The 25,321-nt window shown below is 58.4% G+C and carries 26 protein-coding genes; 20 read left to right on the top strand and 6 right to left on the bottom strand.

Annotated features, from left to right (window positions below):
- Both LPU83_RS48340 and LPU83_RS48345 read left to right on the top strand, forming a co-directional pair.
- On the top strand, positions 1-1,011 hold the full coding sequence (locus tag LPU83_RS48340) for a hypothetical protein (protein ID WP_037069703.1): 1,011 nt from the start codon (positions 1-3) through the stop codon (positions 1,009-1,011).
- Between the two features lie 3 nt (positions 1,012-1,014).
- The gene (locus LPU83_RS48345) at positions 1,015-1,872 is read left to right on the top strand and encodes a hypothetical protein (RefSeq protein WP_157997350.1); all 858 of its coding nucleotides are present in this window, start codon (positions 1,015-1,017) and stop codon (positions 1,870-1,872) included.
- On the opposite strand, the gene LPU83_RS48350 is transcribed toward LPU83_RS48345, so the two are convergent.
- Positions 1,873-2,892, bottom strand: a complete 1,020-nt coding sequence (locus LPU83_RS48350; protein ID WP_157997351.1) for an FkbM family methyltransferase — start codon at positions 2,890-2,892, stop codon at positions 1,873-1,875.
- Positions 2,893-3,058: 166 nt separating this feature from the next.
- Between LPU83_RS48350 and LPU83_RS48355 the strand changes: the two genes are divergently transcribed.
- The 4 genes from LPU83_RS48355 to LPU83_RS48365 all read left to right on the top strand — a co-directional run bounded on the left by LPU83_RS48355 (position 3,059) and on the right by LPU83_RS48365 (position 5,115).
- Positions 3,059-3,907 carry a glycoside hydrolase family 108 protein gene (locus LPU83_RS48355; protein ID WP_051509096.1) on the top strand — a complete coding sequence of 283 codons (849 nt, stop codon included), beginning with the start codon at positions 3,059-3,061 and terminating at the stop codon, positions 3,905-3,907.
- Positions 3,904-4,122 (top strand): hypothetical protein, encoded by a 219-nt coding sequence (locus LPU83_RS48360; RefSeq protein ID WP_157997352.1) that lies wholly within the window; start codon positions 3,904-3,906, stop codon positions 4,120-4,122. Before LPU83_RS48355 ends, LPU83_RS48360 begins: the two co-directional genes overlap by 4 nt.
- A gap of 171 nt (positions 4,123-4,293) precedes the next feature.
- On the top strand, positions 4,294-4,500 hold the full coding sequence (locus tag LPU83_RS72795) for a hypothetical protein (protein WP_082321198.1): 207 nt from the start codon (positions 4,294-4,296) through the stop codon (positions 4,498-4,500).
- Between the two features lie 153 nt (positions 4,501-4,653).
- Positions 4,654-5,115 carry a hypothetical protein gene (locus tag LPU83_RS48365; protein WP_037069715.1) on the top strand — a complete coding sequence of 154 codons (462 nt, stop codon included), beginning with the start codon at positions 4,654-4,656 and terminating at the stop codon, positions 5,113-5,115.
- A 91-nt stretch (positions 5,116-5,206) separates the two neighbouring features.
- On the opposite strand, the gene LPU83_RS48370 is transcribed toward LPU83_RS48365, so the two are convergent.
- From LPU83_RS48370 to LPU83_RS48380, 3 genes are all read right to left on the bottom strand, one after another.
- Entirely contained in the window at positions 5,207-5,494 is a 288-nt protein-coding gene (locus tag LPU83_RS48370) for a DUF982 domain-containing protein (protein ID WP_037069717.1), read from the bottom strand.
- 119 nt (positions 5,495-5,613) lie between these two features.
- Entirely contained in the window at positions 5,614-6,996 is a 1,383-nt protein-coding gene (locus LPU83_RS48375) for an IS701 family transposase (protein ID WP_037068948.1), read from the bottom strand.
- 245 nt (positions 6,997-7,241) lie between these two features.
- Positions 7,242-7,508: a hypothetical protein gene (locus tag LPU83_RS48380; protein WP_037069720.1), complete on the bottom strand. Its 267-nt coding sequence runs from the start codon at positions 7,506-7,508 to the stop codon at positions 7,242-7,244.
- 262 nt (positions 7,509-7,770) lie between these two features.
- Here LPU83_RS48380 and LPU83_RS75140 point away from each other — a divergent pair, with 262 nt between their 5' ends.
- Entirely contained in the window at positions 7,771-7,896 is a 126-nt protein-coding gene (locus LPU83_RS75140) for a hypothetical protein (protein ID WP_258579698.1), read from the top strand.
- Between the two features lie 87 nt (positions 7,897-7,983).
- On the opposite strand, the gene LPU83_RS75355 is transcribed toward LPU83_RS75140, so the two are convergent.
- Positions 7,984-8,334, bottom strand: coding sequence for a DUF982 domain-containing protein (locus LPU83_RS75355; RefSeq protein ID WP_309475109.1), 351 nt, complete (start codon positions 8,332-8,334; stop codon positions 7,984-7,986).
- Positions 8,335-8,591: 257 nt separating this feature from the next.
- Between LPU83_RS75355 and LPU83_RS48390 the strand changes: the two genes are divergently transcribed.
- A complete protein-coding gene (locus LPU83_RS48390) occupies positions 8,592-8,777 on the top strand; it encodes a hypothetical protein (protein ID WP_024314041.1) in 186 nt (61 codons plus the stop codon).
- A 729-nt stretch (positions 8,778-9,506) separates the two neighbouring features.
- Here the strand turns inward: LPU83_RS48390 and LPU83_RS48395 are convergent.
- Positions 9,507-10,673, bottom strand: a complete 1,167-nt coding sequence (locus LPU83_RS48395) for a dihydrodipicolinate synthase family protein (RefSeq protein ID WP_024314043.1) — start codon at positions 10,671-10,673, stop codon at positions 9,507-9,509.
- A gap of 267 nt (positions 10,674-10,940) precedes the next feature.
- On the opposite strand from LPU83_RS48395, the gene LPU83_RS48400 reads away from it, so the two are divergent.
- From LPU83_RS48400 to LPU83_RS48455, 12 genes are all read left to right on the top strand, one after another.
- A complete protein-coding gene (locus LPU83_RS48400) occupies positions 10,941-11,984 on the top strand; it encodes a LacI family DNA-binding transcriptional regulator (RefSeq protein WP_024314044.1) in 1,044 nt (347 codons plus the stop codon).
- Positions 11,981-12,985 (top strand): Gfo/Idh/MocA family protein, encoded by a 1,005-nt coding sequence (locus LPU83_RS48405; RefSeq protein WP_024314045.1) that lies wholly within the window; start codon positions 11,981-11,983, stop codon positions 12,983-12,985. The genes LPU83_RS48400 and LPU83_RS48405 overlap by 4 nt, the downstream gene beginning before the upstream one ends.
- Before the next feature lie 9 nt (positions 12,986-12,994).
- Positions 12,995-14,605 carry an acyl CoA:acetate/3-ketoacid CoA transferase gene (locus tag LPU83_RS48410; protein WP_024314046.1) on the top strand — a complete coding sequence of 537 codons (1,611 nt, stop codon included), beginning with the start codon at positions 12,995-12,997 and terminating at the stop codon, positions 14,603-14,605.
- A complete protein-coding gene (locus LPU83_RS48415; RefSeq protein WP_024314047.1) occupies positions 14,598-15,377 on the top strand; it encodes an enoyl-CoA hydratase/isomerase family protein in 780 nt (259 codons plus the stop codon). The genes LPU83_RS48410 and LPU83_RS48415 overlap by 8 nt, the downstream gene beginning before the upstream one ends.
- Positions 15,377-16,897, top strand: coding sequence for an aldehyde dehydrogenase family protein (locus tag LPU83_RS48420; protein ID WP_024314048.1), 1,521 nt, complete (start codon positions 15,377-15,379; stop codon positions 16,895-16,897). The genes LPU83_RS48415 and LPU83_RS48420 overlap by 1 nt, the downstream gene beginning before the upstream one ends.
- An 87-nt stretch (positions 16,898-16,984) precedes the next feature.
- Positions 16,985-18,247 (top strand): ABC transporter substrate-binding protein, encoded by a 1,263-nt coding sequence (locus tag LPU83_RS48425; protein ID WP_024314049.1) that lies wholly within the window; start codon positions 16,985-16,987, stop codon positions 18,245-18,247.
- 80 nt (positions 18,248-18,327) lie between these two features.
- Positions 18,328-19,281, top strand: coding sequence for a carbohydrate ABC transporter permease (locus tag LPU83_RS48430; RefSeq protein WP_024314050.1), 954 nt, complete (start codon positions 18,328-18,330; stop codon positions 19,279-19,281).
- A complete protein-coding gene (locus LPU83_RS48435; protein ID WP_024314051.1) occupies positions 19,278-20,225 on the top strand; it encodes a carbohydrate ABC transporter permease in 948 nt (315 codons plus the stop codon). The genes LPU83_RS48430 and LPU83_RS48435 overlap by 4 nt, the downstream gene beginning before the upstream one ends.
- A gap of 4 nt (positions 20,226-20,229) precedes the next feature.
- The gene (locus LPU83_RS48440; protein WP_024314052.1) at positions 20,230-21,345 is read left to right on the top strand and encodes an ABC transporter ATP-binding protein; all 1,116 of its coding nucleotides are present in this window, start codon (positions 20,230-20,232) and stop codon (positions 21,343-21,345) included.
- 20 nt (positions 21,346-21,365) lie between these two features.
- Positions 21,366-22,871: an FAD-dependent oxidoreductase gene (locus LPU83_RS48445; protein WP_024314053.1), complete on the top strand. Its 1,506-nt coding sequence runs from the start codon at positions 21,366-21,368 to the stop codon at positions 22,869-22,871.
- A complete protein-coding gene (locus LPU83_RS48450) occupies positions 22,868-23,647 on the top strand; it encodes a 3-ketoacyl-ACP reductase (protein WP_024314054.1) in 780 nt (259 codons plus the stop codon). Before LPU83_RS48445 ends, LPU83_RS48450 begins: the two co-directional genes overlap by 4 nt.
- A gap of 12 nt (positions 23,648-23,659) precedes the next feature.
- On the top strand, positions 23,660-25,315 hold the full coding sequence (locus LPU83_RS48455; protein WP_024314055.1) for a GMC family oxidoreductase: 1,656 nt from the start codon (positions 23,660-23,662) through the stop codon (positions 25,313-25,315).
- Positions 25,316-25,321: the final 6 nt, after the last annotated feature.

Consider the following 25,321-nt stretch of genomic DNA (forward strand, 5'->3'; position numbering starts at 1 on the left):
ATGCCTCGCAACGGCGCAAACGTGTACAGCCCGCCAGCAGGAACGCTCGCGACAACTCTCACGACCATCAAATCGCCTGAGTACAACGCATTTGTGAACGATCTCACGGCAGATGCTAATTTGGCTCGCCCGATCGTTGCAGGCGGCACAGGAGCTACGTCTGTAGCCGGCGCGCAGACATCCCTTTCTGTCGTGGGGTTCAACAGCCAGACATTGACGGCTGCCCAGCAGGCGCAAGCAAGGGCGAACGTATCCGCAGCCCTATTCGGCCATCTCTACGGCTTGACGCTTTCGAACAACGCGACCGACGCCACCAACGATATCGACATTGCAGCAGGCGAAGCCGCCAGCACTGAAGCAAGCCCAGTGCTCATGGTGCTCGCCTCGGCCCTAACAAAGCGACTAGATGCCGCCTGGGCTGTCGGCAGCGGTAACGGTGGCCTGGACACCGGCTCGATCGCCAACACGACCTATCACGTCTGGCTTATCCAGAGATCGGATACGGGCGTTGTAGACGCTCTGTTCTCGGCCTCTGCCACGGCCCCAACAATGCCGACGAACTACGACCGCAAGCGGCGCATCGGCTCAATAATCAGGAAATCAGCAGCAATCATCGCTTTCAGCCAAAGAGGTGACCAGTTTCTTTTTTCTACCGTTCAGGAAGATATCTCGCAGGCAAACCCTGGGGTGGTAGCACTAACGCCCACACTGACGGTCCCGAGCGGAATCGTGGTGGAAGCATTGCTGCACACCAGAGCCGTCAATACAGCGGATCTGGTAACGTTCGCTGTATATTTTTCGTCCTTGTCGCAAACCAGCGAAAGCGTTGTCGCATCAAAGATGCAATTGATCGCGCGAGCTGGGTCCAACTATTCGAGAGAAACCGCACAGGATGTCTCCATAAGAACAGACACCAGCAGCCGGATAAGGGCGCTCGCCAGCGCTTCCGACGCTAACTGTACTCTTATTGTTGGGACTTATGGGTGGCTCGATGAGCGGGGCCGCGTGTAGGCCATGGGAAATGTGAGCCCTCAAGAGTACGGAGCCATCGGAGACGGGATCGTTGATGATACCGCTGCGATCGATCTCTGGTTGTCTGAGATTTTAACGCAAAAGCATTCCGGGCTACTGGATGGGTGGTATCGTTACCGCCCTACGTGTCCATGGAATTTAGGCGGTAAAAATTTCGGTGTGACGATAGAAGGGAAGCGGAGAAACTATGATGGGTTCATTCTGGACCCAGGATATTCTCTTAGTATCCACGCTGAAGGCGACGTCTTCTATCCTCTTTTTTCAAATTTCAGAGTGGGTGGCCATGTTGCCGGGCCTCTCGTTCGTATCGGAAATGACAATCTGTCTGGCGCCATAAATTCAATGATCGTTGACGGGCTTGTAATTCAAAACGGCTTGCAGTCTCCGAGCAACATTGGGCTTCTGTGTAACCATGTCTGTAACTCATTCTTTCGCGGCATAACCGTAAACTCCGGTGGGTCTGGTAGGCCTGCAGCCGTCACCGGGATGGCGAACAACCCTTGCGCTCCGGGGTATGGGAATGCCCTAAGATTGAGACAAACACAGTTCTCGAGTTTTAGCGGCTCCTTTTCCAATGCAAACATCGGGATATTGTTGACTGATGGGTACAGCTTCTCAAACTCTTTTGAAAATCTGGACATCGAAGAAGTAAATACCTGCATATATATAAACAGCCCGTATGCGAACAAAAACGATTTCAGGAATGGCCAGATTCTCGGGAAAATATCGTTCGATTGCCCATCAGGCAGGAATTTATTTAATTCTAAGTCTTGCAATATCCAGACGTACGCCAGCCCAGAGTCTTCGATAGGCAACACGTACGGTATAAACTTCTACTAACTACCGATGAATGGAGCCCGTAGAGATGCGGGATCGCTTCATCCGGAATTCCTCACCGCGCAGCAATTCAGAATAAAGCATGCCTAGTGTTAGGTCGTTTCTGCCCTCCCAATGCTTAACGTCCGCGTCCCCAGGCCCTCGGTTAAGGACGCGATTGAACGCCAGGTTTATGCCCTCTCGGGAGGCTGATCGGTTCCGTTCCTCTTCAAGCAAGTCCCACGTCATCACCTGATAAAGCCGCTCATCCGTCTCAGTTGATGCTGCATTGAACAGGCGCTTAGCAAAATTGATGGACCATGCATGGTCTGGGTGTCTGTTATCATGCAGAGGGTGTCCGAACGAGTGAAAGACGGTGGCGCCGTCAAATGGATTAATCGGCGTTTGAAAGTGGACGCAAAGGTCACTTCTTTCTCGCGCAACGTACCATTTGTTCACACCGTCAAAAAATACACTGATGTAATCTGCATTGAGCAGATCGTCTTCCCATGCGACCCATGTCGGGGAGTGGTCGGATGCGTCCACGGCCTCTATTAGTAGAACGGCCGGCCGCCACTTGGACCAATTTGCTCCCGCGATGACTTCGGCCTCGGCACCTTCGACATCGATTTTAAGGAAATCGATTTCCTCCGGAGCGTGCTGCTCACAAAGCGTTGCCAAGGAGATCAGATCAACATTGAGTCTGTGTACAGATGCCCGATGAGAGCCGATTATATCTGCGCTTTGTTGGTGAAGCGATGACAAATGGTCAGCGTTCAAGCTGAGATTGAAACTGGCCTTTCCGTCCTTCCTGCCCACCGCTGCCATAATGTTGATGTCACGCGGACGCGCGCGGACAAGTTCTCCAAAGCGATAGGGTGTCGGCTCGACGTTAATGCCCGACCACCCGCGCTGATAGAAGTGATACGTGGAGTTGCAGTGCACAGGATGGCTCGCGCCGATATCGATGTAAAAGCCGCGATCTTTTCCTGAAAAGCAGCGGTGGAGAAAAACATCTTCGGAAAGTTGAGCATAGGAAAGCACGTCGATAATCCCCTTTTGGCAGCCTGCCATTTGCGCGGAATATTTCACACCCGCAGGGCATGATCAACCATAGCATCTGGTCCTTATCCTCTCGACTCGGCACCCGGCCGGCATCAGCTCAAGTCCAAGCCTTTCTGAATCTCTCTCGACAATCTGGAGCCTATCAATGCAGGTCATAGACCCGGCAAAGGAATTCTCTCGTTCTCTCGCCAAGGTGCTGAAAAGCGAAGGCGGATACAGCAATCATAAACTCGATCCCGGCGGAGCGACCATGATGGGGGTAACGCAGCGCGTCTATGACGCCTATCGCGACCGTCAAGGCCAGCCACATCGCAGCGTCCGCTTCATAGACACGGAGGAACTTCAGGATATCTACAGGTCAAGCTACTGGAACACGGCCCGCCTCGACAAATTCCCCGCCGGCGTCTCCTATGTCGTCTTTGACGGCAATGTGAACTCTGGCGTCAAGCAATCGGTTCTCTGGCTTCAGCGCGCCCTCGGCGTCAATGCTGACGGCGTCGTAGGCCCTGCGACCATCTCTGCGGCGGTCAACCACCAGAACCACGACCAACTCATTGCCGATATCCTGGCGCACCGTCTGGCCTTCCTCAAGGCGCTGAAGACGTGGCCGACGTTCGGCAAGGGGTGGGCGGCTCGCATCAAGGATGTGAAGGCGACGGGGCAGGCGTGGGCGACAGGGGACGATGCTCCGCTGCCGATTGCCAGATTTGCCGAAGTATCGCCATCCCACAAGGCCTATGCGTCCGATATCAAGGCGGCACCATCGCCCGCAGTGGCCGATGCGGCGACAGGCGGCGGCATTGCCTCCGGGGGCCTCGCTGCCACGCTCCAGCAGGTTCAGGACCAGCTTACGCCCCTGAGCTACAGCAGCGATCTTGTCGGCAAGGTTGTCGCCGGCCTGATCATCGTTTCGGCGCTCCTGACGGTCGGCGGACTTGCCTATGGCTTCTATGCGCGTCGCAAGAAGGCGCGGATCGCGGAGGCAACACAGTGAATATGCCCTCCGCAAACACACTCACCAACGGCACGGCCTATTTCCTCACCTTCTCGTCATTGCTCATCGCCAGCTTGACGACATTCAATTGGCAGTCGTTTTTCACCCCTGAACAGTCATTGCAGATCGTTGCGGGCCTGAACGTGGCTAGCCTCGGGCTGCAAGCGTGGATGAAGACTGCCGAGATGATGGCGAAACAGATGGCGGCAAAGTGATGTTCGGTCTCGGCTTTCTCGACGCAATCAAAATCGGTGCTGGTGTGGCGCTAGGCGCTGCTTTGACCGTCTACCCGTCAATACTCATCGGGCGGCATGAGGGACGCCAGCAGGCCGCTACGCAAGCCCTTTCCAATTCGGTCAACATCCTTCGCAAGAGGAACGAAATCAATGATCAGGTCTCTACTGCTGACGCTTCCGCTCTGTGCGCTTCTATGGGGCTGTCAGACGACGACCAAGCAGAATGCGTGCGACGGGTTCTCACGCCTGACGCCGAGCCTGGGGACATCGGTCACAATCCTCCGCACTGATCGACCTTTCGCCAATCAGGTCGCCAGCCACAACAAATTCGGCAAGTCGCAAGGCTGCTGGAAGTAACGAAAGCGGCCCGACACCTGCGCTAACAGGATGCCGAGCCTACCATCCACGATTCATCGCATCGCAAATGGCTGGCAAACACAATGCCCGTCGATCGTTCCAAAAGCTTTAACAGGCAGCAGCAGGGCAGGGGCAAGAATGGCAGGAGATACTATGCATATCGATATCGAGAAGCCAAAGATCAATCCAGTTCACTTCATCGCCATCGTCGGAGGCGCCATCGTCAACGCGTTCTTCGTTGGTGGCGTATGGGTTAGCCTAAACCGAGATGTTGCCGATATCAGGGAAACACAGCGTTCCCAGGCAAGCCGTTTCGACAGTGAGTCTCTGGACCGTAAAAACGACAACAGCGAAGTGCAGCGGCAGATAGCCCAGATTGCGCCCCTGTCATTTCAGACAACTCGAGCACTCGAAGCGACGGCGGAGAACAAGAAGGGGATAGAGGCGGCGAATACCCGCATTGACCGTGTCGTGGAATCCTTCGGTGGCAAGCTCGACACGATGATCGATACCATCAACAAGGTTGCCACTCGTGTTGAGGTTCTTTCGAGCAAGATCGACGCCAGTGGGAAGAGCGACAAGACGCTCTATAAGATGCCTATCGTTCGCCCCTAAACGGGTGGCCGGTTATTCACGGGGATACCCTGTTTATTGACGAAAATGTCAATGAAATCAACGATGGTATGGTGGCCGGTAATTTGAGGCCCTAGAGCTTCGGCGGTCGAAACTGCTCCGCGTCAGCATTCACGCGAATACCGGCGTCTTCCGCAGCCATGATGAACGCGGCTCGTGCGGCCTCTCCATTGGCTTGCTCCTCAAGAGCCCGTAGGCAGGCACTCACTGCGGCTTGCCATGCATCCCCCTGCTGATCCTCTGGCCATCTCATCGTCAGGATCTCGCCCATTGCGGCGACAGAGGTCACAACCCGATACTTGCCGGGGCGATCCAAGACAATCCCAAGCGGCGGGATTGGCATTGATGAAGGTTCTGGCATTTCAGCCTCACTTATTCGGCGCGACTCGAATCCCCCACGGCATCTCGATTGTCTTCGGTGGGTGAAGCCCTAGAGCCTCCTCAATGTATTTCGGCAACACCTGAGCTCGACTTTGTACATTATGCAGCGAAGCAAAGTGCTTGTGTCATCCGCTTGAGGCGGCTTGGTTGAGTTTCAGGAATGTCCGGGTCTGGCGGGTGCTGTCGATAAATATCCTGATCCCACAGGATCATGCGAACCGCACCGATGGCATCGGAGAAGGTGAACTCTGTTTTCTTGTACCAGGCGGCGGCATAGGGAAGGACGCCATGACCGAGCAGATCGCATGCCCAGAGTGTGACGAGGCTGTAGAGCGCCAGCAGCGACGGGGTCGTGCGCATGATGGCTTTGTCGTTCCACTGCCGTTGGGTTTCCACGCCAAGATGCGCTCGCGTTTCGGCGAAGGTGACCTCGATCTGCCAGCGCCGAACGAAATAGGCAATGATCTGAGCGGGCTCAAGGTTGACGTTGGTGCTCATGAACGCCTGGGGTTCACGACGGCCTGATGGATCGCGAACGAGAACCCAGCGAATTGGTCTTGGGGGCGTTCCACGCCGATACCAGAGGCCGGTTCCTGATGTGACATCAAGGGTTTTGTCGGTTTGCTTGCCGTACCAGGACGATGCGACGATGCGCTGCCACTCGGTCTTTGCGTCTTTGAGGAGCGTTTTCAGTTTCGGCAATGGCCTGCCTTTTTGCGCCGGTCGCCCGAGCGTATGTTCGTGCCGTTGATCTGGTGGAGCAAAGAGACTGGCATCCAGACGCAACCGCGTGATGAGAGTGGCCGTGTCGGGAAGAGCCGCAGCCAGTGTATGAACGGCAAAGCTGCTATCGCCGACAAAGATGATTTCGCGGCCCGGCAGCCAGCGGCAAAGCTGCAAGACGCCTTGCCTTGCCCAATCAGTCAGCAGCTTGTGCTTTCGGCCCTTCTTCTGATCATGGCGCTCAGAGGGACACAGGATCGTCAGCACCGGCAGGGCTTTAATACATTTTGCCCATGGGACAGGTGAAAGAACCATGAAGCTCAACCATCTCAAGCCGCTGGCCTTGACAAAGTGGCCATGGCTGGAGCGCACCGGGTCACGATAAATTCCACGCGCGGCGATGCGTTGGCCCCAACGCCGTTCGATTGTATCATCCATGCCAATCACGACAGGGCCCTCGGGCACGAGCCGGGCAACAATGATGGACAGCAGACGGGCCGCCAACGTGCGAGGGTTCCAGCGGGCTCGGTTGAGGAGTTGATGATAGGCGGCAAAATTACTTACCTCCGCGCGTCCGGTGATGCGCAGGCAGGCCGTCACCGTTCGCTTGCCAGGCGAAAGGAGCGCACCCATCACCAGGACCAGCAGATGCTCCCAGCTTGGCGCGGTAAACCAGAAACGAAACGGCGACAGCCATTTGCGAAGGATGTGGGGGACCGCGTCTCCCGGCTCACGGCTACAATCATGTTGTTCGCTCATCCATTCGTTCGAATCCGATCAAACGAATGGCGCAAGGCCGGGACCCTGCGGCGAATTGATTCACCCAGGGCTGCTCAGATGCCCCCGAAATCACCACCGATTTTGTACAAAGTCGAGCTGAGAGCATAGCCCGTTGCCGTGATCTATGATCTGAACCCCCATATGAATTCCCACAGGAAGCGCAGGTGGTTGCCCATAAGGCCACTTGGCGCGCTCATCGTCGGTGAATGGCTCGCTCTGCTGTCTCATCCCACCTTCTCCTCTTCCTTGAGGGCTGCAGAGATCATATGGCCCCACGTTTCTTCCGGAGTCATCACATCACCGGGTTCATCGCAAAATCCGGGGTCTCGGTTGTCGTAGGCTTCCTTGATCATCTCTGGAGTAGGCTCCCGCATTGCCTCGATCGCCACTCGGGCCAATCTCGTCTCTATCGGAATGTGATGCGCTAGCGCTCCCATGTTTTGGGTCTCAGCCAATAACGCACTGGCAACCTTCTCCACCATGCTATCCATCACTTCACCTTCCGTGCATCTGCTTCAGCTTATCATAAGTCTCTTCGAGCAATCGAGGTGCCTTTCAGTGAGGGGAAGGCGATAAAATAATCTAATGATATCAATCGCACCAAATCGCCCCTCACTATCGACAATAATCATTGTTTTTACGTCTAAAATTGAAACTTCTTGCAGTCCTGCAGGGGTCGCCAATCATTTCAACCTCTTAGATAACCTCTAATCGTGTTCCTGCCAGGGTAGGCCAAGAATCGGGATAAGCCGCATGAATGCAGATGCTGCCAAGGCGCCCGGCTGGGTTCGGAATGTCGCAGCGGCAAAGTTCATCCTGCCGGCGATCGGAAGTTTCGCGATTACAAGCTCGGGACCTTCGGCGCTGCTTCTGACATGAAGCGCATCGACCGGCTGCGTACCTGACTGAGCAAGCCGCGCGAGGTGAGCGTTGAACCAATCTCCAAACAGCACCAGTCCGAACGACTTAGCGTGCAGCCGCGAACAGAACGGCGGGTTTGGCATCTTCGGCCCTCATCCGACCCTCAATGACCGCTCGGCAAGCTTCCCATGCTCGCTGCCATTTCGCCGTGCTCTGGTTCGGCTCATGAATGAGCCAGGTCAAGGCCTCCTCCGGGGAACCGACAACGATGCGGATGCGGCTATCTCCCAGCACGAGGGGTTTTTTCCATCGGTGTACCAACATGGCTGCGCTCCAATCGTGGGGGTGTCCTGTCATCGACGGGTGTTGCTCCGCCTCTCCAAAAGTGGGGATCGCGAGCCCGCAATGGAAGAGGAAGACAAGCAGAACCCTTCGGTGACGCCGCTGCTCAATCATTGACAAACGGCAGGGATTTGAACATGGAACTCACGCCTTCCTTCAAATCAAGGAAGAGGCATTCAGGACTTTGCGAGCCGGTGAGGGTATCATTGGCAAGTCGGACTCGCCGCGCGAGCGCTGGTAGGCATCCTGATGAGCGCTATAGTACAAGCTACTAAGTCGCTGGTGACATTCTCGTGCCGTACGTTCAATCGTTGACATTGCTGTGGCCGTGAACGGCCCGTAAGATTCCCGTGCTTTCAGGGTACGCCGCCGTGACCGATACGATTGTCCCACAGCTGATATTCACTCTGAACGTTGCGTGGGAAATCGCCTCGCGGGAGACTCCGGACTACGATCTCGTCGTGTATTTTATCCAGCAGGCCATCCAGGCAGCTCAAGAGGAGGCACTGCGACACGGAACGGTTATCGCTTCTGAAGAGAAGTCTGAGCTTCAGTAGGCCGTCGGCTTAAAAGCATCCGCCGGAAGCGTCTTAAGCGCCGACCGGGTGCTCTTGACCCGGGAGGGCTGCGCGGGCTTCAACCCCATCGATGTATCCGTGTTCATATCGCCGCTTTCGTCGTTGTTCTTTTCGTATTGAATGGAGCGTGAACCAACCGCCCCAAAGGTTGCGGGGCCCAGGTCCAATGTGCAGTCCTCTTGGGTCATCTATATTCGGGATTGCCACAATCTCCTGGTGGCTATGAACCGAGGACAAAAGGGGCTGGCGTCGGTTCGAACGAGACGAGGGAACTTTGCTGCTTCCCCACGCCGTGAGGTTCCTTCGAACTTTATCGGCAGGCGGTCGTCGCCTGTTGCTTCGGAGCGGGTTATGATGCTTGATCCTACGAAGGAGAAGGTCAGATGAACCGATTTCACAGATTTGTAGTGGCGGGGGCGTTGATCAGCCTTGCGGCGATCACATCGGCCTGTACTTCGACAACCGGCCAACAGGATCGAAATCGCCCCCTAAACTCAGCCTGCGCACTTGGATTCGATAACGACCGGCCTTGTAGCTACTAGGTAGAACAGCCGAACAAAAAAACCTCGGTGTTGGTGAGGCGAGAGCAAGGTATGCCGGAAAGGTCGCGCCGGAGAAAGACAATCTCGACGCGATCTGCGCCTTGAACGCCGAACGTTCGCTCTGGTTCCCTTGTTCGAGCCCCCTTTAGCGCCTCTCGTCGGCGGCTCATTCTATGCCAAACACGCCTACGAAATGCCTCATGCGTGCGACGGCAAGGTCGGGTTTGTCCAGGACGTTTGCTTTGTCTGCGAGCCGGAAAATATCGGCATAGTGATTGACGCCGCGCGCCGACTGCAGCCCTGCCGGAAGGCTGAAATGGCTCTGGTGACCGTTCAACCACGCCAGGAAGACGACGCCGGCCTTATAGTATTGCGTCGGGGCTTCGAAAATCTTGCGGGAGAGCGGAACGGTCGGCTCGATGATGGATCGGAAGGTAGCGGCGTCACCCGCAGCGAGCGATGCCAACGCCTTTGATGCCGAAGGGGCGACGGCGTCGAAGATGCCAAGCAGCGCATGACTATAGCGCTTGCCATCCCCCTCGATCAGTTCCGCATAGTTGAAATCGTCACCGGTAAAGCAGAGCACGCCTTCCGGAAGCCGATTGCGAAGTTGCACCTCCCTGGCATTGTCGAGCAGCGAGATTTTGATCCCCTCGACCTTGTCCTTGTTCTCGTTGATGATTCTGAGGACGCACTCGAGCGACGGTTCGAATTGCGCGCTGCCCCAGTAGCCGGCTAGGTTCGGGTCGAACATTTCTCCCAGCCAATGCAGGACGACCTTGTCCTTGGCCTGCGAGAGAATTCTGCCATAGACCTTGGCGTAGTCGTCGGGGGAGGACGCCACGCGGGCGAGGGCGCGGCTGGCCATCATGATGGCGCGGCCGCCATTCTTTTCCACGAATTCGATCTGCGTCTCGTACGCCTGGATGACATCGTCAATCGATCTCGCATCGGCTGCCGCGAGATGATCAGTGCCGGCACCACATGCAAGGTCAGCGCCCGGAACCGTGCGAGCCTCCTGCAGCGATCGCCGGATCAGTTCCTGCGCGCCAGCCCAGTCGAGCCCCATGCCACGCTGGGAGGTATCCATCGCTTCGGCGATCTTGAAGCCGAGGCTCCACAGGTGCCGGCGGAAGGCGATCGTCGCGTCCCAATCGATTGCCGGACGGCCCCAAGGGTCAACGTCCTTTCGAGGCTCCGATACGACATGGGCGGCCGCATAGGCGATCCGGTTGAATTTTGGCGGTGTGGAAGGGCGCCCGATCGGTGTGCCGAGAAGCCGGTACTCGCTGGCGGAACCGTCAGTGTTCGGCAGATTTAAAGACAAGCTCATTGCGATCCTCCTCGATAGGTGAATGACGCAATAATTTGGATCGTTCCAAATTGCAATAGCCTTTTTTTAAATCTAGGGAACGGGGGCGGGGAAGCGGGAACCTCGGCGCGAACTGGTGACAAAATATAAGAGAAACAATGAGAAGCAATGCGATTGTTGTGTGTTTTGTCGCGTTACGGGGGTGAAGGTTTTCCAAAGAATGTGCTTGACAAGTTTGGAACGTTCCAATTATTTACTGCCCAAGTTGGCGCGGGCCGGGAGGAATTCATGTCGAAAGGGAGGGTGACGGTCATTGACATCGCGAAGGCCGCCGGCGTCTCGAAGTCGACCGTCTCGCTGGTATTGCAAGGGTCCCCTCTGGTGAATGAAGGGACGCGATCCAAGGTGAATGCAGCGATGCGTGAGCTTGGTTATGTCTATAACCGCGGGGCCGCGAACCTTCGCCAAACGAGTGCAAAGTCGAAGATCATCGGCGTCGTGGTGAACGACCTCACCAACAGCTTCTTTGCCGAACTTGCTGTTGGCGTCGATATGGTCGTGCAGTCTGCCGGCTTCGTGCAGTTCCTCTCGAACACGAGCGAGAGCATTGACAGGCAGCGGGAAGTCATCGCCTCGATGAGGGAGCATGGTATCTCGGGGCTCATCGTCTCTCCGGCGCGTGCTACCGAGGCGGCCGATTTCAAGCCGCTTGTTGCAGCCGATATTCCGGTTGTCGTTGTTGTTCGCAGCCTGCCTGGTGCAAAGGTCTCGTCGATTGTTTCCGACAATCAGGACGGGACTTCAGCGGCAGTCGAGCACCTGGCGTCCCTCGGCCACGCACGAATCGCATTTCTCGGCGGATTTCCAGACACGGCGGTCTTCGAGGAGCGTCTTGCGGGTTATATGGATGGCATGAACGCCGCCGGTTTCAGTTTTCATGAAGAGCTGGTGGTCTCATCGGCGCCCTCGAGAGCAGGCGGAGCCGATGCGATCGGGCGGGCGATGGCAATGAGCAACCGGCCAACGGCGGCGGTTTGCTTCAATGATGCCGTCGCCTTCGGCGTGTGCGATGGCCTGCGCGCGCGTCATATGGAACCCGGTCGTGACTTCGCTGTCGTCGGCTTCGACGACGTGATCGAGGCACAAACGGCGGTCCCTGCTCTCACGACGATCTCCGTCGATCCGCAAAGCATGGGCAGACGCGCAGCACAGCTTCTCCTCAAGCAGATCAACGCAGGCAAGGCGGAGCCCGAAAGCGTGACCACGGCTGTCCGGCTCGTCATTCGCGAGAGCTGCGGAGCCGCGCAGAAGACAGGGAGAAAGATGGCATGACCGTTCGTTGGGGACTGATTGGGGCAAGTACCATTGCGCGTGAATGGGTGATTGACGCTATCCGCGCTACTGGCGGCGATATCGTGTCCGTCATGAGCTCGAGCGTCGAGCGCGGCCGGTCCTATGCGAAGGAAAACGGGATCCCGAGGCATGTCGCTGATGTCGATGTCCTTGTGAACGATCCGGATGTCGATGCGGTTTACATTTCGACGACGAACGAACTTCATCGCGACCAGGCGATCGCTGCGGCGCGCGCCGGCAAGCATATTCTTTGCGAGAAGCCGTTGGCGATGTCGCTGCACGATGCGCACGCCATGGTCAAGGCGGCGAAGAACGCCGGTGTCGTTCTCGCCACCAACCACCATCTCCGCAACGCCTCCACTCACATCGCCATGAGAGACGCCATCGCCTCCGGCAAGATCGGCAAGCCGTTGGCCGCTCGCGTTTTTCATGCGGTGTACCTCCCGGCTCACCTGCAAGGCTGGCGGCTGGATCGGCCCGAAGCCGGAGCCGGTGTTATTCTCGACATCACCGTTCATGACACCGACACGCTGCGTTTTGTGCTCGGCCGCGATCCGGTCGAGGTCATTGCGTTTTCGCAGGCGGCGGGGATGGGCAAGCCAGGCGTCGAAGACGGCGTGATGGGTGTCATGCGTTTCCAGGACGGGATCCTTGCCCAATTCCACGATGCCTTCACGACCAAATATGCGGAGACCGGGTTCGAGGTGCATGGCACTGAAGGTTCGATCATCGGCCGTAACGTGATGACGCAACGTCCTGACGGAACGGTGACGCTTAGAAATGCGGATGGCGAGCAGCAACTGCCGACCGACGCGAGCAACCTTTATGAGACGGCACTGCAAGCCTTTCACGGTTCTGTCGCCGGAAAGGGTCGTCCTTCGGCGACGGCGGAGGATGGCATCTGGTCGCTGGCGACAGGTCTGGCGGTCGTCGAAGCCACCAAGAGCGGGACGGCCGTGAAAATCCAAACAGGACTTTGAGCAATTCCAATGAGCAAGCATATCACCCCGGCCGAAGCTGCCGCACTGATCCCCGACGGAGCCATGGTGTCGGTGTCGTCGTCCAGCGGTCTTGGTTGCCCTGACCTTATGCTGAAGGCGATTGGCGAGCGCTTCGACAGCACCGGCCATCCGCGGGAGATCACGACCCTGCATCCGATCGCCGCGGGCGACATGAGTGGTATCAAGGGTGTCGACTACATCGCCAAGAAGGGCCTGATCAAGCGTATCATCGGCGGCTCCTATCCGTCGGGTCCATCCAGCGCAGAGCCGCCGCTGATCTGGCAGATGATCACGAACAACGAGATTGCGGCCTACAATATTCCTTCGGGCATCATGTTCGATATTCACCGGGAGGCTGCCGCGAAACGACCCGGTGTCCTGACGAAGGTCGGTATCGACACTTTCGTCGACCCGAGAAGACAGGGTTGCGCGATGAACGACCTCGGGGCCAAGGAGCCCGTCGTCAAGCGTGTCTCGTTCGAAGGAGAGGACTGGCTGTTCTTCCCATCGATCGTGCCGCAGGTCGCGATCATCCGAGCGACAACTGCAGACGAGCGCGGCAATCTGACTTATGAGCACGAAGGCGCTTATCTCGGTGGTCTGGATCAGGCGCTCGCCGCCCGCAACAATGGCGGCATCGTCATCGCCCAGGTCAAGCGCATCACCAAGGAAGGTTCGCTGAAGCCGCACGACGTGCGCGTACCTGGCATGTTGGTCGACTATGTCATCGTCGATCCGGATCAGAAGCAAACCACTCAGACGCTCTATGATCCGGCCATCTCAGGCGAGATCCTCCGTCCGCTGGAGAGCTTCCGCGTTCCGGAATTCAACATCCAGAAGGTCATCGCGCGCCGCGTTGCACAAGAGTTGCAGGCGGGGAGTTGCGTCAATCTGGGCTTCGGCATTTCCGCCAACGTGCCGCGCATCCTGCTTGAGGAGGGGCTGCACGGCGCGGTCACCTGGGTCATCGAGCAGGGGGCCGTCGGAGGGGTTCCTTTGCTGGACTTCGCATTCGGCTGCGCTTCGAACGCCGACGCCTATATGCCGTCGCCATACCAGTTCACCTACTTCCAGGGCGCCGGCTTCGATGCTTCGCTCCTGTCTTTCCTCGAGATCGGCAAGGACGGTTCTGTCAACGTCTCGAAGCTTTCATTCAGACCCCATGTGACAGCGGGGGCCGGCGGCTTCGTTGATATAACCGCGCGGGCGAAGAAGATCGTGTTCTCGGGAATGTTCAATGCGGGAGCGAAGCTTGGCATCGCCGACGGCAAGCTGGTCATCGAGAAGGAAGGCAAGTTGAAGAAGCTCGTCAATGAGGTCGAGCATGTCACCTTCTCCGGCAAGCGCGCGATCGAGCAGGGCCAGGACATCACTTATGTCACCGAGCGGTGCGTGATGAAGCTGACGCCGGAAGGCGTTGTTCTCACGGAGATCGCACCGGGGATCGACCTGAGCCATATCCTCGCTCAATCCGAGTTCCCGCTGATCATAGCAAAGGACCTCAAGGTTATGGATGCACGCCTCTTTGACGAAGCAAACATAGGCCTGTCTCTGCCGACGAAGAGCGCCCGCGTTCTGGAGGGTGCCTTCAATGGCTAGCGGCACCGTAAGAATCCAAGTCGAGGATCACGTCGCGATCATGACGGTATCGCGTCCAGAAAAGCTCAATGCGCTTGATCTGGACATGCTGAAAGCGCTTTCAGATGCAGCCGACAAAGTCGAGGCAAACGCCGACGTGCGCGCGGCAATCCTGACGGGCGAGGGCAAGGGCTTTTCTGCCGGCGGCGACATCAAGGCCTGGGGCGGCATGCAGCCGCAGGAATTCGGTCATGCCTGGGTGCGCCACGGACATCGCGTTTTCGAAAGACTTGCGACCCTCAGGATACCGCTGATCGCCGCCCTCAATGGGCATGCCCTCGGCGGTGGGCTGGAGCTCGCTGGCGTCGCTGACATTCGCATTGCTGAAGAGCACATCAAGATCGGACTTCCCGAGACCGGTCTAGGCATGGTTCCCGGCTGGTCTGGCACGCAACGCCTGGTCAAGCGCTTCGGCGCGCAGGTCGTTCGTCGCATGGCGCTGGGTGGCGAAATTTTCACTGCGGAGGAAGCCCACGTGCTCGGCATCGTGGATGCGGTCACATCGAGCGGAAACGCGGTCGATGCCGCGAAGGATTATGCGCAGAGGGTCTCGGCAAGAGGGCCTGCCGCGCTCGAGATCGTGAAGCTGATGATCGCTTCAGCAAACGGCGAGGACAACGGCACCGCCGTCGAAGCGTTGGGTTCGATCCTCGTTGCGAAGACCGCCGATCTCAAGGAGGGCATTGCTTCCTTCAGCGAGAAGCGCCCGGCAAAGTTCAAGGGAGAATGGTAATGACGGTTCTGGTGAATCCGAAGGCGCTTAGCGACCACAGGGCCCGCGAATTCAAGATGCTGGTCGACGGCAAGTGGGAAGCCGGGTCCTTCCAACCGATCGAGCGCGTTGCTCCGAGCCATGGTGTCGTGGTGAGCCGATTTCCGGCTGGCAGCAAAGCAGATGCCGAGCGGGCGATCCTCGCTGCTCGCAAGGCTTTCGATCATGGACCGTGGCCGCGGATGACCGCTTCCGAGCGGTCCGCCATTCTGCTCAAGGCGGCTGGCCTGATTACGGCCCGTGCGGAAGAACTCGCGTTTCTGGACGCGATCGAAGCCGGCAAGCCGATTTCCCAGGTGCGGGGTGAGATCGCCGGCTCGGTTGACATCTGGCGATATGCCGCAGCACTTGCCCGCGATCTGCACGGTGAAAGTTACAACACCCTTGGAGACGGTACGCTGGGTGTCGTCCTGCGTGAAGCGATCGGCGTAGTATCGATCATTACACCCTGGAACTTCCCCTTCCTGATCGTCGGCCAGAAGCTTCCCTTTGCATTGGCGGCGGGTTGCACCACGGTCGTCAAGCCATCGGAACTGACCTCAGGGTCGACGCTCGTGTTGGGTGAAATCCTTCAGGAGGCGGGCGTTCCGGACGGCGTCGTCAACATTGTCACCGGTACGGGACCCGAGGTCGGCGCAATGATGACGTCCCATCCTGCGGTCGACATGGTTTCATTCACCGGCTCGACCGGTGTCGGCAAACTCACCATGACGAATGCCGCGCAGACGCTCAAAAAGGTCTCGCTGGAACTGGGTGGCAAGAACCCACAGATCGTGTTCCCGGATGCGGATCTCGATGCGTTCATCGATGCGGCCGTCTTCGGCGCCTATTTCAATGCCGGCGAATGCTGCAATGCAGGCTCCCGCTTGATCCTCCACAAGAGCATCGCGTCCGAGGTTGTCAGGCGCGTGGCGGAACTCGCCAAGGACGTCAAGGTCGGCGATCCACTTGATCCAACAACGCAAGTTGGTGCTATCATCACACCGCAGCATCTGGAGAAGATTGCTGGTTACGTGGCTGGCGCGACAAGCAGCGGTGCACAGGTCGCGCATGGCGGTGAAAAACTCGACTTGGGCATGGGGCAATACATGGCACCAACCATCCTCGAAGCTGTTACGCCTAGCATGGCGGTTGCGCGCGAGGAGGTCTTCGGTCCTGTCTTGTCCGTACTCACGTTCGAAACCACTGCGGAAGCGATCGAGATCGCAAACGCGATCGACTACGGCCTTTCGGCGGGCGTCTGGAGCCGAGACTTCGATACCTGCCTGACCGTCGGGCGCAGGGTGCGCGCCGGTACGGTCTGGATGAACACTTTCATGGACGGGGCTTCCGAGCTCCCGTTCGGTGGCTACAAGCAGTCTGGCCTGGGCCGCGAACTCGGCCGCCATGCGGTGGAGGACTATACCGAGACGAAGACGCTCAACATGCATATTGGCAGCCGGACCAACTGGTGGATGCCGCAGAGGGAAAAGCTGGCGTAGCTGGCTTGAGGGAGACCACGCTCGAGGAGGGCGGGTAATTGGAGCGGGAATGGGTTCCGTTCCACACTTTAAACTGGGAGGTTTAACATGCGCAGGTTTCTTACGGCGACCGCAGCGGTCGCATTGGCAATGGGCGCGGCGGGCGGCTTGGCGCGCGCTGCCGACGTGAAAGAAGTCCAGATGCTGCATTGGTGGACGTCGGGCGGCGAAGCTGCGGCTCTCAACGTCCTCAAGGAGGACCTTTCCAAGGAAGGGTTTGCCTGGAAGGACGTGCCGGTTGCCGGCGGTGGCGGTGATGCGGCAATGACCGCGCTGAAGGCCATGGTCGCAGCGGGCACCTATCCGACGGCATCCCAGATGCTCGGCTACACCGTCCTCGACTACGCGCAGGCGGGCGTCATGGGCGACCTCACCGAGACGGCAAAGAAGGAAGGCTGGGACAAATCCGTTCCGGCAGCGCTGCAGAAGTTCTCCGTTTATGACGGCAAGTGGGTTGCTGCTCCGGTCAACGTTCACTCCGTCAACTGGCTGTGGATCAACAAGGCTGTCATGGAGAAGATCGGCGGCACCGAGCCGAAGACCTTCGACGATCTGATCGCGCTGCTCGACAAGGCCAAGGCGGCAGGTGTCACTCCGCTCGCGCTCGGCGGCCAGAACTGGCAGGAAGCGACGATGTTCGACTCGATCGTTCTGTCGACAGGCGGCCCCGAGTTCTACAAGAAGGCCATGAACGATCTCGACGAGGAGTCGCTCAAGTCGGACACGATGAAGAAGTCGTTCGACAACCTCCAGAAGATCGTTACCTACGTCGATCCGAACTTCTCCGGACGTGATTGGAACCTTGCAACGGCCATGGTCATCAAGGGCGATGCCCTCGTTCAGGTTATGGGCGATTGGGCAAAGGGCGAATTCGTAGCGGCCAAGAAGACGCCGAATACGGATTTCCTGTGCTACCGCTTCCCGGGCACTGACGGCAGCGTCATCTACAACTCCGACATGTTCGGCATGTTCAATGTGCCGGACGATCGCAAGGCGGCCCAGGTCGCGCTTGCAACGGCAACTCTTTCCAAGAGCTTCCAGTCTGCATTCAACGTCGTCAAGGGCTCGGTTCCGGCTCGTACCGACGTTCCGGATACCGACTTCGACGCTTGCGGCAAGAAGGGGATCGCCGACCTGAAGGCTGCCAACGAAGGTGGCACGCTGTTCGGCTCGCTGGCACAGGGCTATGGCGCTCCTCCAGCAGTCGCCAATGCTTACAAGGACGTCGTCTCCAAGTTCGTGCATGGCCAGATCAAGACCTCCGATCAGGCGGTCGAAGAGCTCGTCAAGGCAATTGAAGACGCCAAGTAATCACGGCCTCCTACGGTCTTCCCCGCCTTTGTGGCGGGGAAGATTTCGTAATGGACGACATCGTCGGAGGGGATGAACCCATGAGCACCATCGCTACAGATAAATCTGTTCTCGCACCACATCGGGGAACGCCCATTTCAATCCGCGCGCGCCTGCAGGACGCGCTGCCGAAGATCGTGCTCGCGCCGAGTTTCGTCATCACGCTCGTCTTCGTGTACGGCTTCATCATCTGGACGGTCTATCTGTCCTTCACCAATTCCAAGACCTTTCCGTCCTATGCCCTGACGGGGCCACGCGCCTATCAACGGCTGTGGCGCTGGACGTTTGAAAGCGATCCGCCGTCCAGTTGGTACACCTCGATCACCAACATGGGCATTTTCGGTTTTCTCTACATCGGTATCTGCCTCGCCCTCGGCCTGTTTCTGGCGATCTTGCTGGATCAGAAGATCCGCGGGGAAGGCTTGCTGCGACCCATCTTCCTGTACCCGATGGCACTTTCCTTCATCGTCACGGGCGTTGCCTGGAAATGGTTCCTCGATCCGGGGCTTGGCCTTGAGCAGACACTGCATCAGTTCGGCTGGACGAGTTTCCATTTCGACTGGATCAAGAACAAGGATTTCGTGATCTATACCGTGGTGATCGCCGGCGTTTGGCAAGCTTCCGGCTTTGTGATGGCGATGTTCCTCGCAGGCCTTCGCGGCATTGACAGCGAGATCATGAAGGCGGCACAGATTGACGGCGCAACGACGGTGCAGCTCTATCGACGCATCATTATTCCGCTGCTGCGGCCGATCTTTCTGTCGGCGTTCATCGTGCTCGCGCACATGGCGATCAAGTCTTACGACCTCGTCGTGGCGCTGACATCGGGCGGACCTGGCGGCTCGGCCTGGCTGCCGTCCAACTTCATGTACGAATACACCTTCAAGCGAAATGAGATGGCGGTCGGTTCGGCCAGCGCGGTGATCATGCTGATGACGATCTCGGCAATCATCGTTCCGTATCTTTATTCCGAACTTCGGGAGAAATCGCGATGAGCGCCGTAACCTCCACTACCCTTTCCGACGCGGCCAATGCGGCACGCTCAAGAATGTTCAGCCGGATCTTCATCTACGGCCTGCTGGTCATATTCGCGATCATCTACCTGATGCCGCTGTTCGTCATGCTCGTCACCTCGTTCAAGACCATGGACGAGATCCAGAATGGCAATATGCTGGCCTTGCCGAAGTCGCCGACCACCGATCCCTGGTTCAAGGCATGGGGCGAGGCCTGCGTCGGTCTGACCTGCGCCGGCATCAAGGGTTACTTCTGGAACTCGATCAAGATGGTCGTTCCGGCCGTGGCGATCTCCACGATCATGGGTGCGCTGAACGGCTACGTGCTGACGAAGTGGCGCTTTCCGGGGCACACGCTGGTTTTCGGCTTGATGCTGTTTGCCTGCTTCATTCCGTTCCAGTCAGTCCTCCTGCCCATGGCGACCATCCTTGGCAGCCTCGGCCGGTTCGGAGCGATGTTGCGCAACGAGATTGGCGTATCGCTGGGCTTCGGCAATCCGACCGTCAATCTCGTCACGGTTCACGTCATCTACGGTCTCGGCTTCACGACGCTTTTCTTCCGCAACTACTACGAGGCCTTCCCGACCGAGTTGGTGAAGGCGGCGCAGGTGGACGGTGCGAGCTTCTTCCAGATTTTCCGCCGCATCATGCTTCCCAATTCGCTGCCGATCATCGTCGTCACCGTGATCTATCAGTTCACCAACATCTGGAACGACTTCCTGTTCGCGTCAGCCTATGCGGGAACCGGTGATTCCATGCCGATGACCGTGGCGCTCAACAACGTCGTGAACACCTCCACCGGTGTCGTTGAATACAACGTCAACATGGCGGCGGCGATGATCGCAGCCCTGCCCACACTCCTCGTCTACATTCTCGCCGGCCGCTACTTCGTGCGTGGTCTGATGGCGGGCGCTGTCAAAGGATAATCCAATGGCTTTCCTCGAAATTTCAGGTCTCAAGAAGCGCTTCGGTGCATTGGAAATCCTCAAGGGCATCGACCTTGAACTGGAGAAGGGCGGCTTCCTCGTGCTGGTCGGCCCCTCCGGTTGCGGCAAGTCGACATTGCTAAACACGATTGCCGGCCTTGAGTCGATCACCGCGGGCGATATTCGCGTCGATGGTCGGAGCATCGCCGACCTGCATCCGTCGAAGCGTGATATCGCGATGGTGTTCCAGAGCTACGCGCTTTATCCGAACATGACAGTCGCCGGAAATATATCCTTTGGCATGGAGATGCGCGGCGTGCCGGTTGAGGAGCGCAACAAGGCGATCGACAAGGTCGCCAAGGTGCTGCAGATCGGTCATCTGCTCGATCGCAAGCCGAGTCAGCTGTCGGGTGGTCAGCGGCAGCGTGTTGCCATGGGCCGTGCACTTGTGCGCGATCCCAAACTGTTCCTGTTCGACGAGCCGCTGTCAAACCTCGACGCCAAGCTGCGCGTCGACATGCGCATCGAGATCAAGCGGCTTCATCAAGCAACCGGCACGACGATCGTCTACGTGACCCACGACCAGATCGAGGCGATGACGCTCGCCACCAAAATCGCCGTCATGCGGGACGGAGAGGTTCAGCAATTCGGAACGCCTGCGGAAATCTATAACAACCCCGCCAACATGTTCGTCGCCGATTTCATGGGATCGCCAGCCATGAATCTTCTCTCGGGTACGATAGAGAAGGGTGCTGCGGGACTGACCGTATCGCTGGCGCGTCCGCATGGGGAGCCAATCCGACTTCCCGTGACATCGGGCAACGGCGCCCTTGAAGCGCATACAGGCCGAGAGATCGTCTTCGGCATTCGGCCGGAGGCGCTGACCGATCCTGACGGTGCAGACCGCAACGCCAAGGCCCTGGCAGAGAGCGATTGCCTGATCGAGGTGGTGGAGCCTGCGGGATCGGATACGTTCGCGGTGACGAAGCTCGGCGGGAAGGAAGTCGTGGCACGTCTGCGCGCAGACGCCCGGATTCAGCCGGGACAGAGCGCTCGCCTGGCATTCAATCTCGACAAGGCGGTGTTCTTCGATCCGCAAAGCCAGATGCGCATCGCTTAGTCTAGCGCTGGATTTTCGAAATGAGCAGCACTCCTGATATCGTCATCATAGGGTCGGGCGTGGGCGGTTCCACCGTTGCCGCCGGACTGGCGGCGACCGGCGCCGAGATCCTAATCCTCGAGGCTGGCGACTTCATTGCCGATCGCCCCGAAAACCGTGACCAACGGGCCATTTTCCAGCGCGGGCATTTTCGACCGAAGGAAACCTGGTACGAGGCTGACGGGACCGGCTTTAACCCGGGCAACTACTACAATGTCGGCGGCAACTCGAAATTCTATGGCGCGGTGCTGTCGCGCTATCGCAGGGAGGATTTCGAGGAGATCCGCCACGCGGAAGGGATCTCGCCCGCATGGCCGTTTCCCTATGAGGCCCTAGAACCTTGGTACAACCGGGCGGAACAGATGTATCAGGTCCGGGGAAGCCTGAACGAAGACCCCACTGAACCAACCCACTCCGGCAACTACGAATACCCCGCTGTTCCCGACGAGCCGCCGATCGCCGATGTCAGAGCGCGGCTGAAGGCGAAAGGTCTGCACCCGTTCTCGCTGCCATTGGGCGTGAACGTTGAGGCATGGCTTTCGAAGGCCAAGACGCCTTGGGACGCGCACCCGAATTCTCGCGATGGAAAGATGGATGCGGAAACTGCTGCTCTCCTTAAGGCCTTGGAATATCCGAATGTCCGTCTCGAAACGAACGCCAAGGCCACGAAGCTGGAGTCAGGCCCGGGCGGCACGATCGAGCGTCTCCGCTACCGCAAGAACGGTGAGGACATTGTTGTCACTCCAAAGCTTGTCATCCTGTCGGCAGGTGCGGTTCAATCCGCTGTTCTGTTGCTGCGTTCGGCGGACACGCGCCATCCAACTGGACTGGCGAATTCTTCCGATCAGGTCGGGCGCAATTTCATGAACCACAACTCTTCGGCGGTGATTGCGGTATCGCCAACCTATCGAAACAGCTCGATCTATCAGAAGACGTTCGGCTTCAACGATTTCTATCTGTCCGACGGAAACGGCGGTCCGCCACTCGGGAACGTTCAGTTGCTGGGTCGGATCTCGGCGAAGGTGCTGAAGGGATCGCTGCCTTGGGCGCCGGAATGGCTGCTGCAGAACATCACCGCTCACGCGATCGACTTCTATGCCATGAGCGAGGACGTGCCCAACCCCGAAAGCCGCGTGAGGGTGGATGGAGACCGCATCGTTCTGCAATGGCAGCGGACGAATTGGAATGCGCATCTCGCACTGGTGGCGAAGCTGAAATCAATACTCAAGTCGATCGGATTCCCGATCGTCCTCGCTAGGCCCTTCGACAAGCGCACGCCATCTCACCAATGCGGCACCGTTCGAATCGGAAACGATCCGGCAAGTGCTCCTCTCGACCCATACTGCCGCTCCTACGACCACGCGAACCTTTTCGTGGTGGATGCCAGCTTCCTGCCGACCTCGGCGGCGGTGAATCCAGCTCTGACGATCGCCAGTCAGGCGCTGCGGGTCGCCGACCACATCGCATTGAAGGATCTGCACGTATGACAGACCACGTTGAAAGGCCAGTCGGCATCGTGACCGGCGGACGTCGCGGCATCGGTCTCGGGATCGCGACCGCGCTGGCGAAAGCCGGTTACAACATCGCCATCACTGGCGTGGGTGCTCAGGAAGGTAGCCAGGACGCCGTTGACGAACTTCGGTCCTTCGGGGTGGATGCAGTCTATCTGCAGGCTGATGTTTCCGATGTTTCGAGGCATGACGAGACCGTGCGCGCCGTTCTCTCGAACTTCGGTCGCATTGATTGCCTCGTTAACAATGCCGGCATGGCGGCGGTGGTCCGGGGAGATTTCCTGGGACTGCTTGCCGAGAATTTCGACACCGTCATGGCGACGAACCTCAAGGGCACGGTGTTCTTCACGCAGGCTGTCGTGAAGGCCATGCTTGTCACCGGCGCGGCTCCCCATCCAAGATCGATCATCAACATCACATCGGTCTCCGCCGAGGCAAGTTCGCCGGAGCGACTGGATTACTGCATCAGCAAGGCCGGCCTTGCCGCCTTTTCGCAGGGGCTTGCGCTGCGGCTGGCGGATTCCGGAATCGCGGTTTTTGAAGTGCGGCCCGGCATCATCCGAACCGACATGACCGCAGGCGTGACATCAAAATATGACGCCCTCATCGAAAACGGCTTGGTGCCGATGAGACGATGGGGCGAAGCCGAAGACCTTGGGAAAATCTGCGCCGCGCTTGCTTCCGGTGATTTCGGTTTTGCGACCGGAACGGTGATCGACGCCGATGGCGGCCTGTCCATTCCTCGCTTGTAACAGGATAGAAAAATGCGTTTTGACTACATCATCACCGGCGCAGGCCCAGCGGGATGCGTGTTGGCCAACCGGCTGAGCGAAGATCCCGACATCAATGTGCTGCTGCTGGAGGCTGGTGGGGGCGACTGGAACCCACTCTTCCATATGCCGGCGGGTTTCGCGAAGATGACAAAGGGTGTTGCGAGTTGGGGCTGGGAAACAGTCCCGCAGAAGCACATGAAGGGCAGGGTGCTGCGCTATACGCAAGCCAAGGTGATCGGCGGCGGCTCGTCGATCAACGCCCAGCTTTATACCCGTGGGAACGCGGCAGACTATGACCTCTGGGCAAGCGAGGATGGATGCGAAGGCTGGGACTATCGCTCCATATTGCCGTACTTCAAGCGCGCAGAGGACAATCAGCGCTTTGCCGACGACTATCACTCCTACGGCGGCCCCTTGGGCGTATCGATGCCCGTGTCGCCCTTGCCGATCTGCGATGCCTATATCCGGGCGGGCCAGGAACTTGGCATTCCCTACAATCATGACTTCAATGGCCGACAACAGGCGGGTGTCGGTTTCTATCAGCTGACGCAGCGCGACCGCCGCCGGTCGTCGGCGTCGCTGGCATATCTCTCTCCGATCAAGGCGCGGAAGAACCTAGAGGTCCGCACGGGCGCGCGGGTTGCTCGCATTGTCCTGGAGGGCAACCGCGCCGCCGGCGTCGAGATCGCAACCGAACGTGGCGCCGAGATCGTTCACGCCGAACGCGAGGTGCTTGTTTCGTCCGGCGCGATCGGATCCCCCAAGCTTCTCCTTCAGTCAGGGATCGGTCCCGCTGACCATCTCCGATCGGTAGGGGTCAAGGTGCGCCACGATCTCCCCGGCGTCGGAGGGAACCTTCAGGATCATCTCGATCTCTTCGTCATCTCCGAATGCACCGGCGACCACACCTACGACGGCGTCGCGAAGCTCCACAGGACGATCTGGGCAGGCGTTCAGTATGTCCTGTTCAAAACAGGCCCGGTTGCCTCCTCTCTCTTTGAGACCGGCGGTTTCTGGTATGCCGACCCGGAGGCGCGGTCGCCGGATATTCAGTTCCATCTCGGCTTGGGATCGGGGATCGAGGCAGGGGTCGAGCGTCTGAAGAACGCCGGCGTGACGCTGAACTCGGCCTACCTGCATCCACGCTCACGAGGAACGGTGCGGCTTTCCTCGGCTGACCCGAGTGCCGCGCCTCTGATCGATCCGAACTATTGGTCCGACCCGCATGACAAGGTCATGTCACTCGAAGGATTGAAGATCGCACGCGAGATCATGCAGCAGGCAGCGCTCAAGCCCTACGTTCTGGCCGAGCGTTTGCCGGGCCCGAAGGCAATGACCGACGAGCAGCTCTTCGACTACGGCTACGCGAATGCCAAGACCGACCACCACCCTGTCGGCACGTGCAAGATGGGGACGGGGCCAGAAGCTGTTGTCGGTCTCGATCTCAAGGTCCATGGTCTCGAGGGGCTTCGCGTGTGCGATTCGTCGGTCATGCCGCGAGTTCCATCCTGCAATACCAACGCACCGACCATTATGGTTGGCGAACGAGGCTCCGACCTGATCCGGGGACTGCCGCCGTTGCCCGCAGCGATCTTTGCTCACGAGCGCAACGAAACGCGACCAAGGGCGAGGGCAATCGTCAGCTAGACCGAG

It is taken from the genome of Rhizobium favelukesii, from assembly GCF_000577275.2.
Taxonomy (GTDB): domain Bacteria; phylum Pseudomonadota; class Alphaproteobacteria; order Rhizobiales; family Rhizobiaceae; genus Rhizobium; species Rhizobium favelukesii.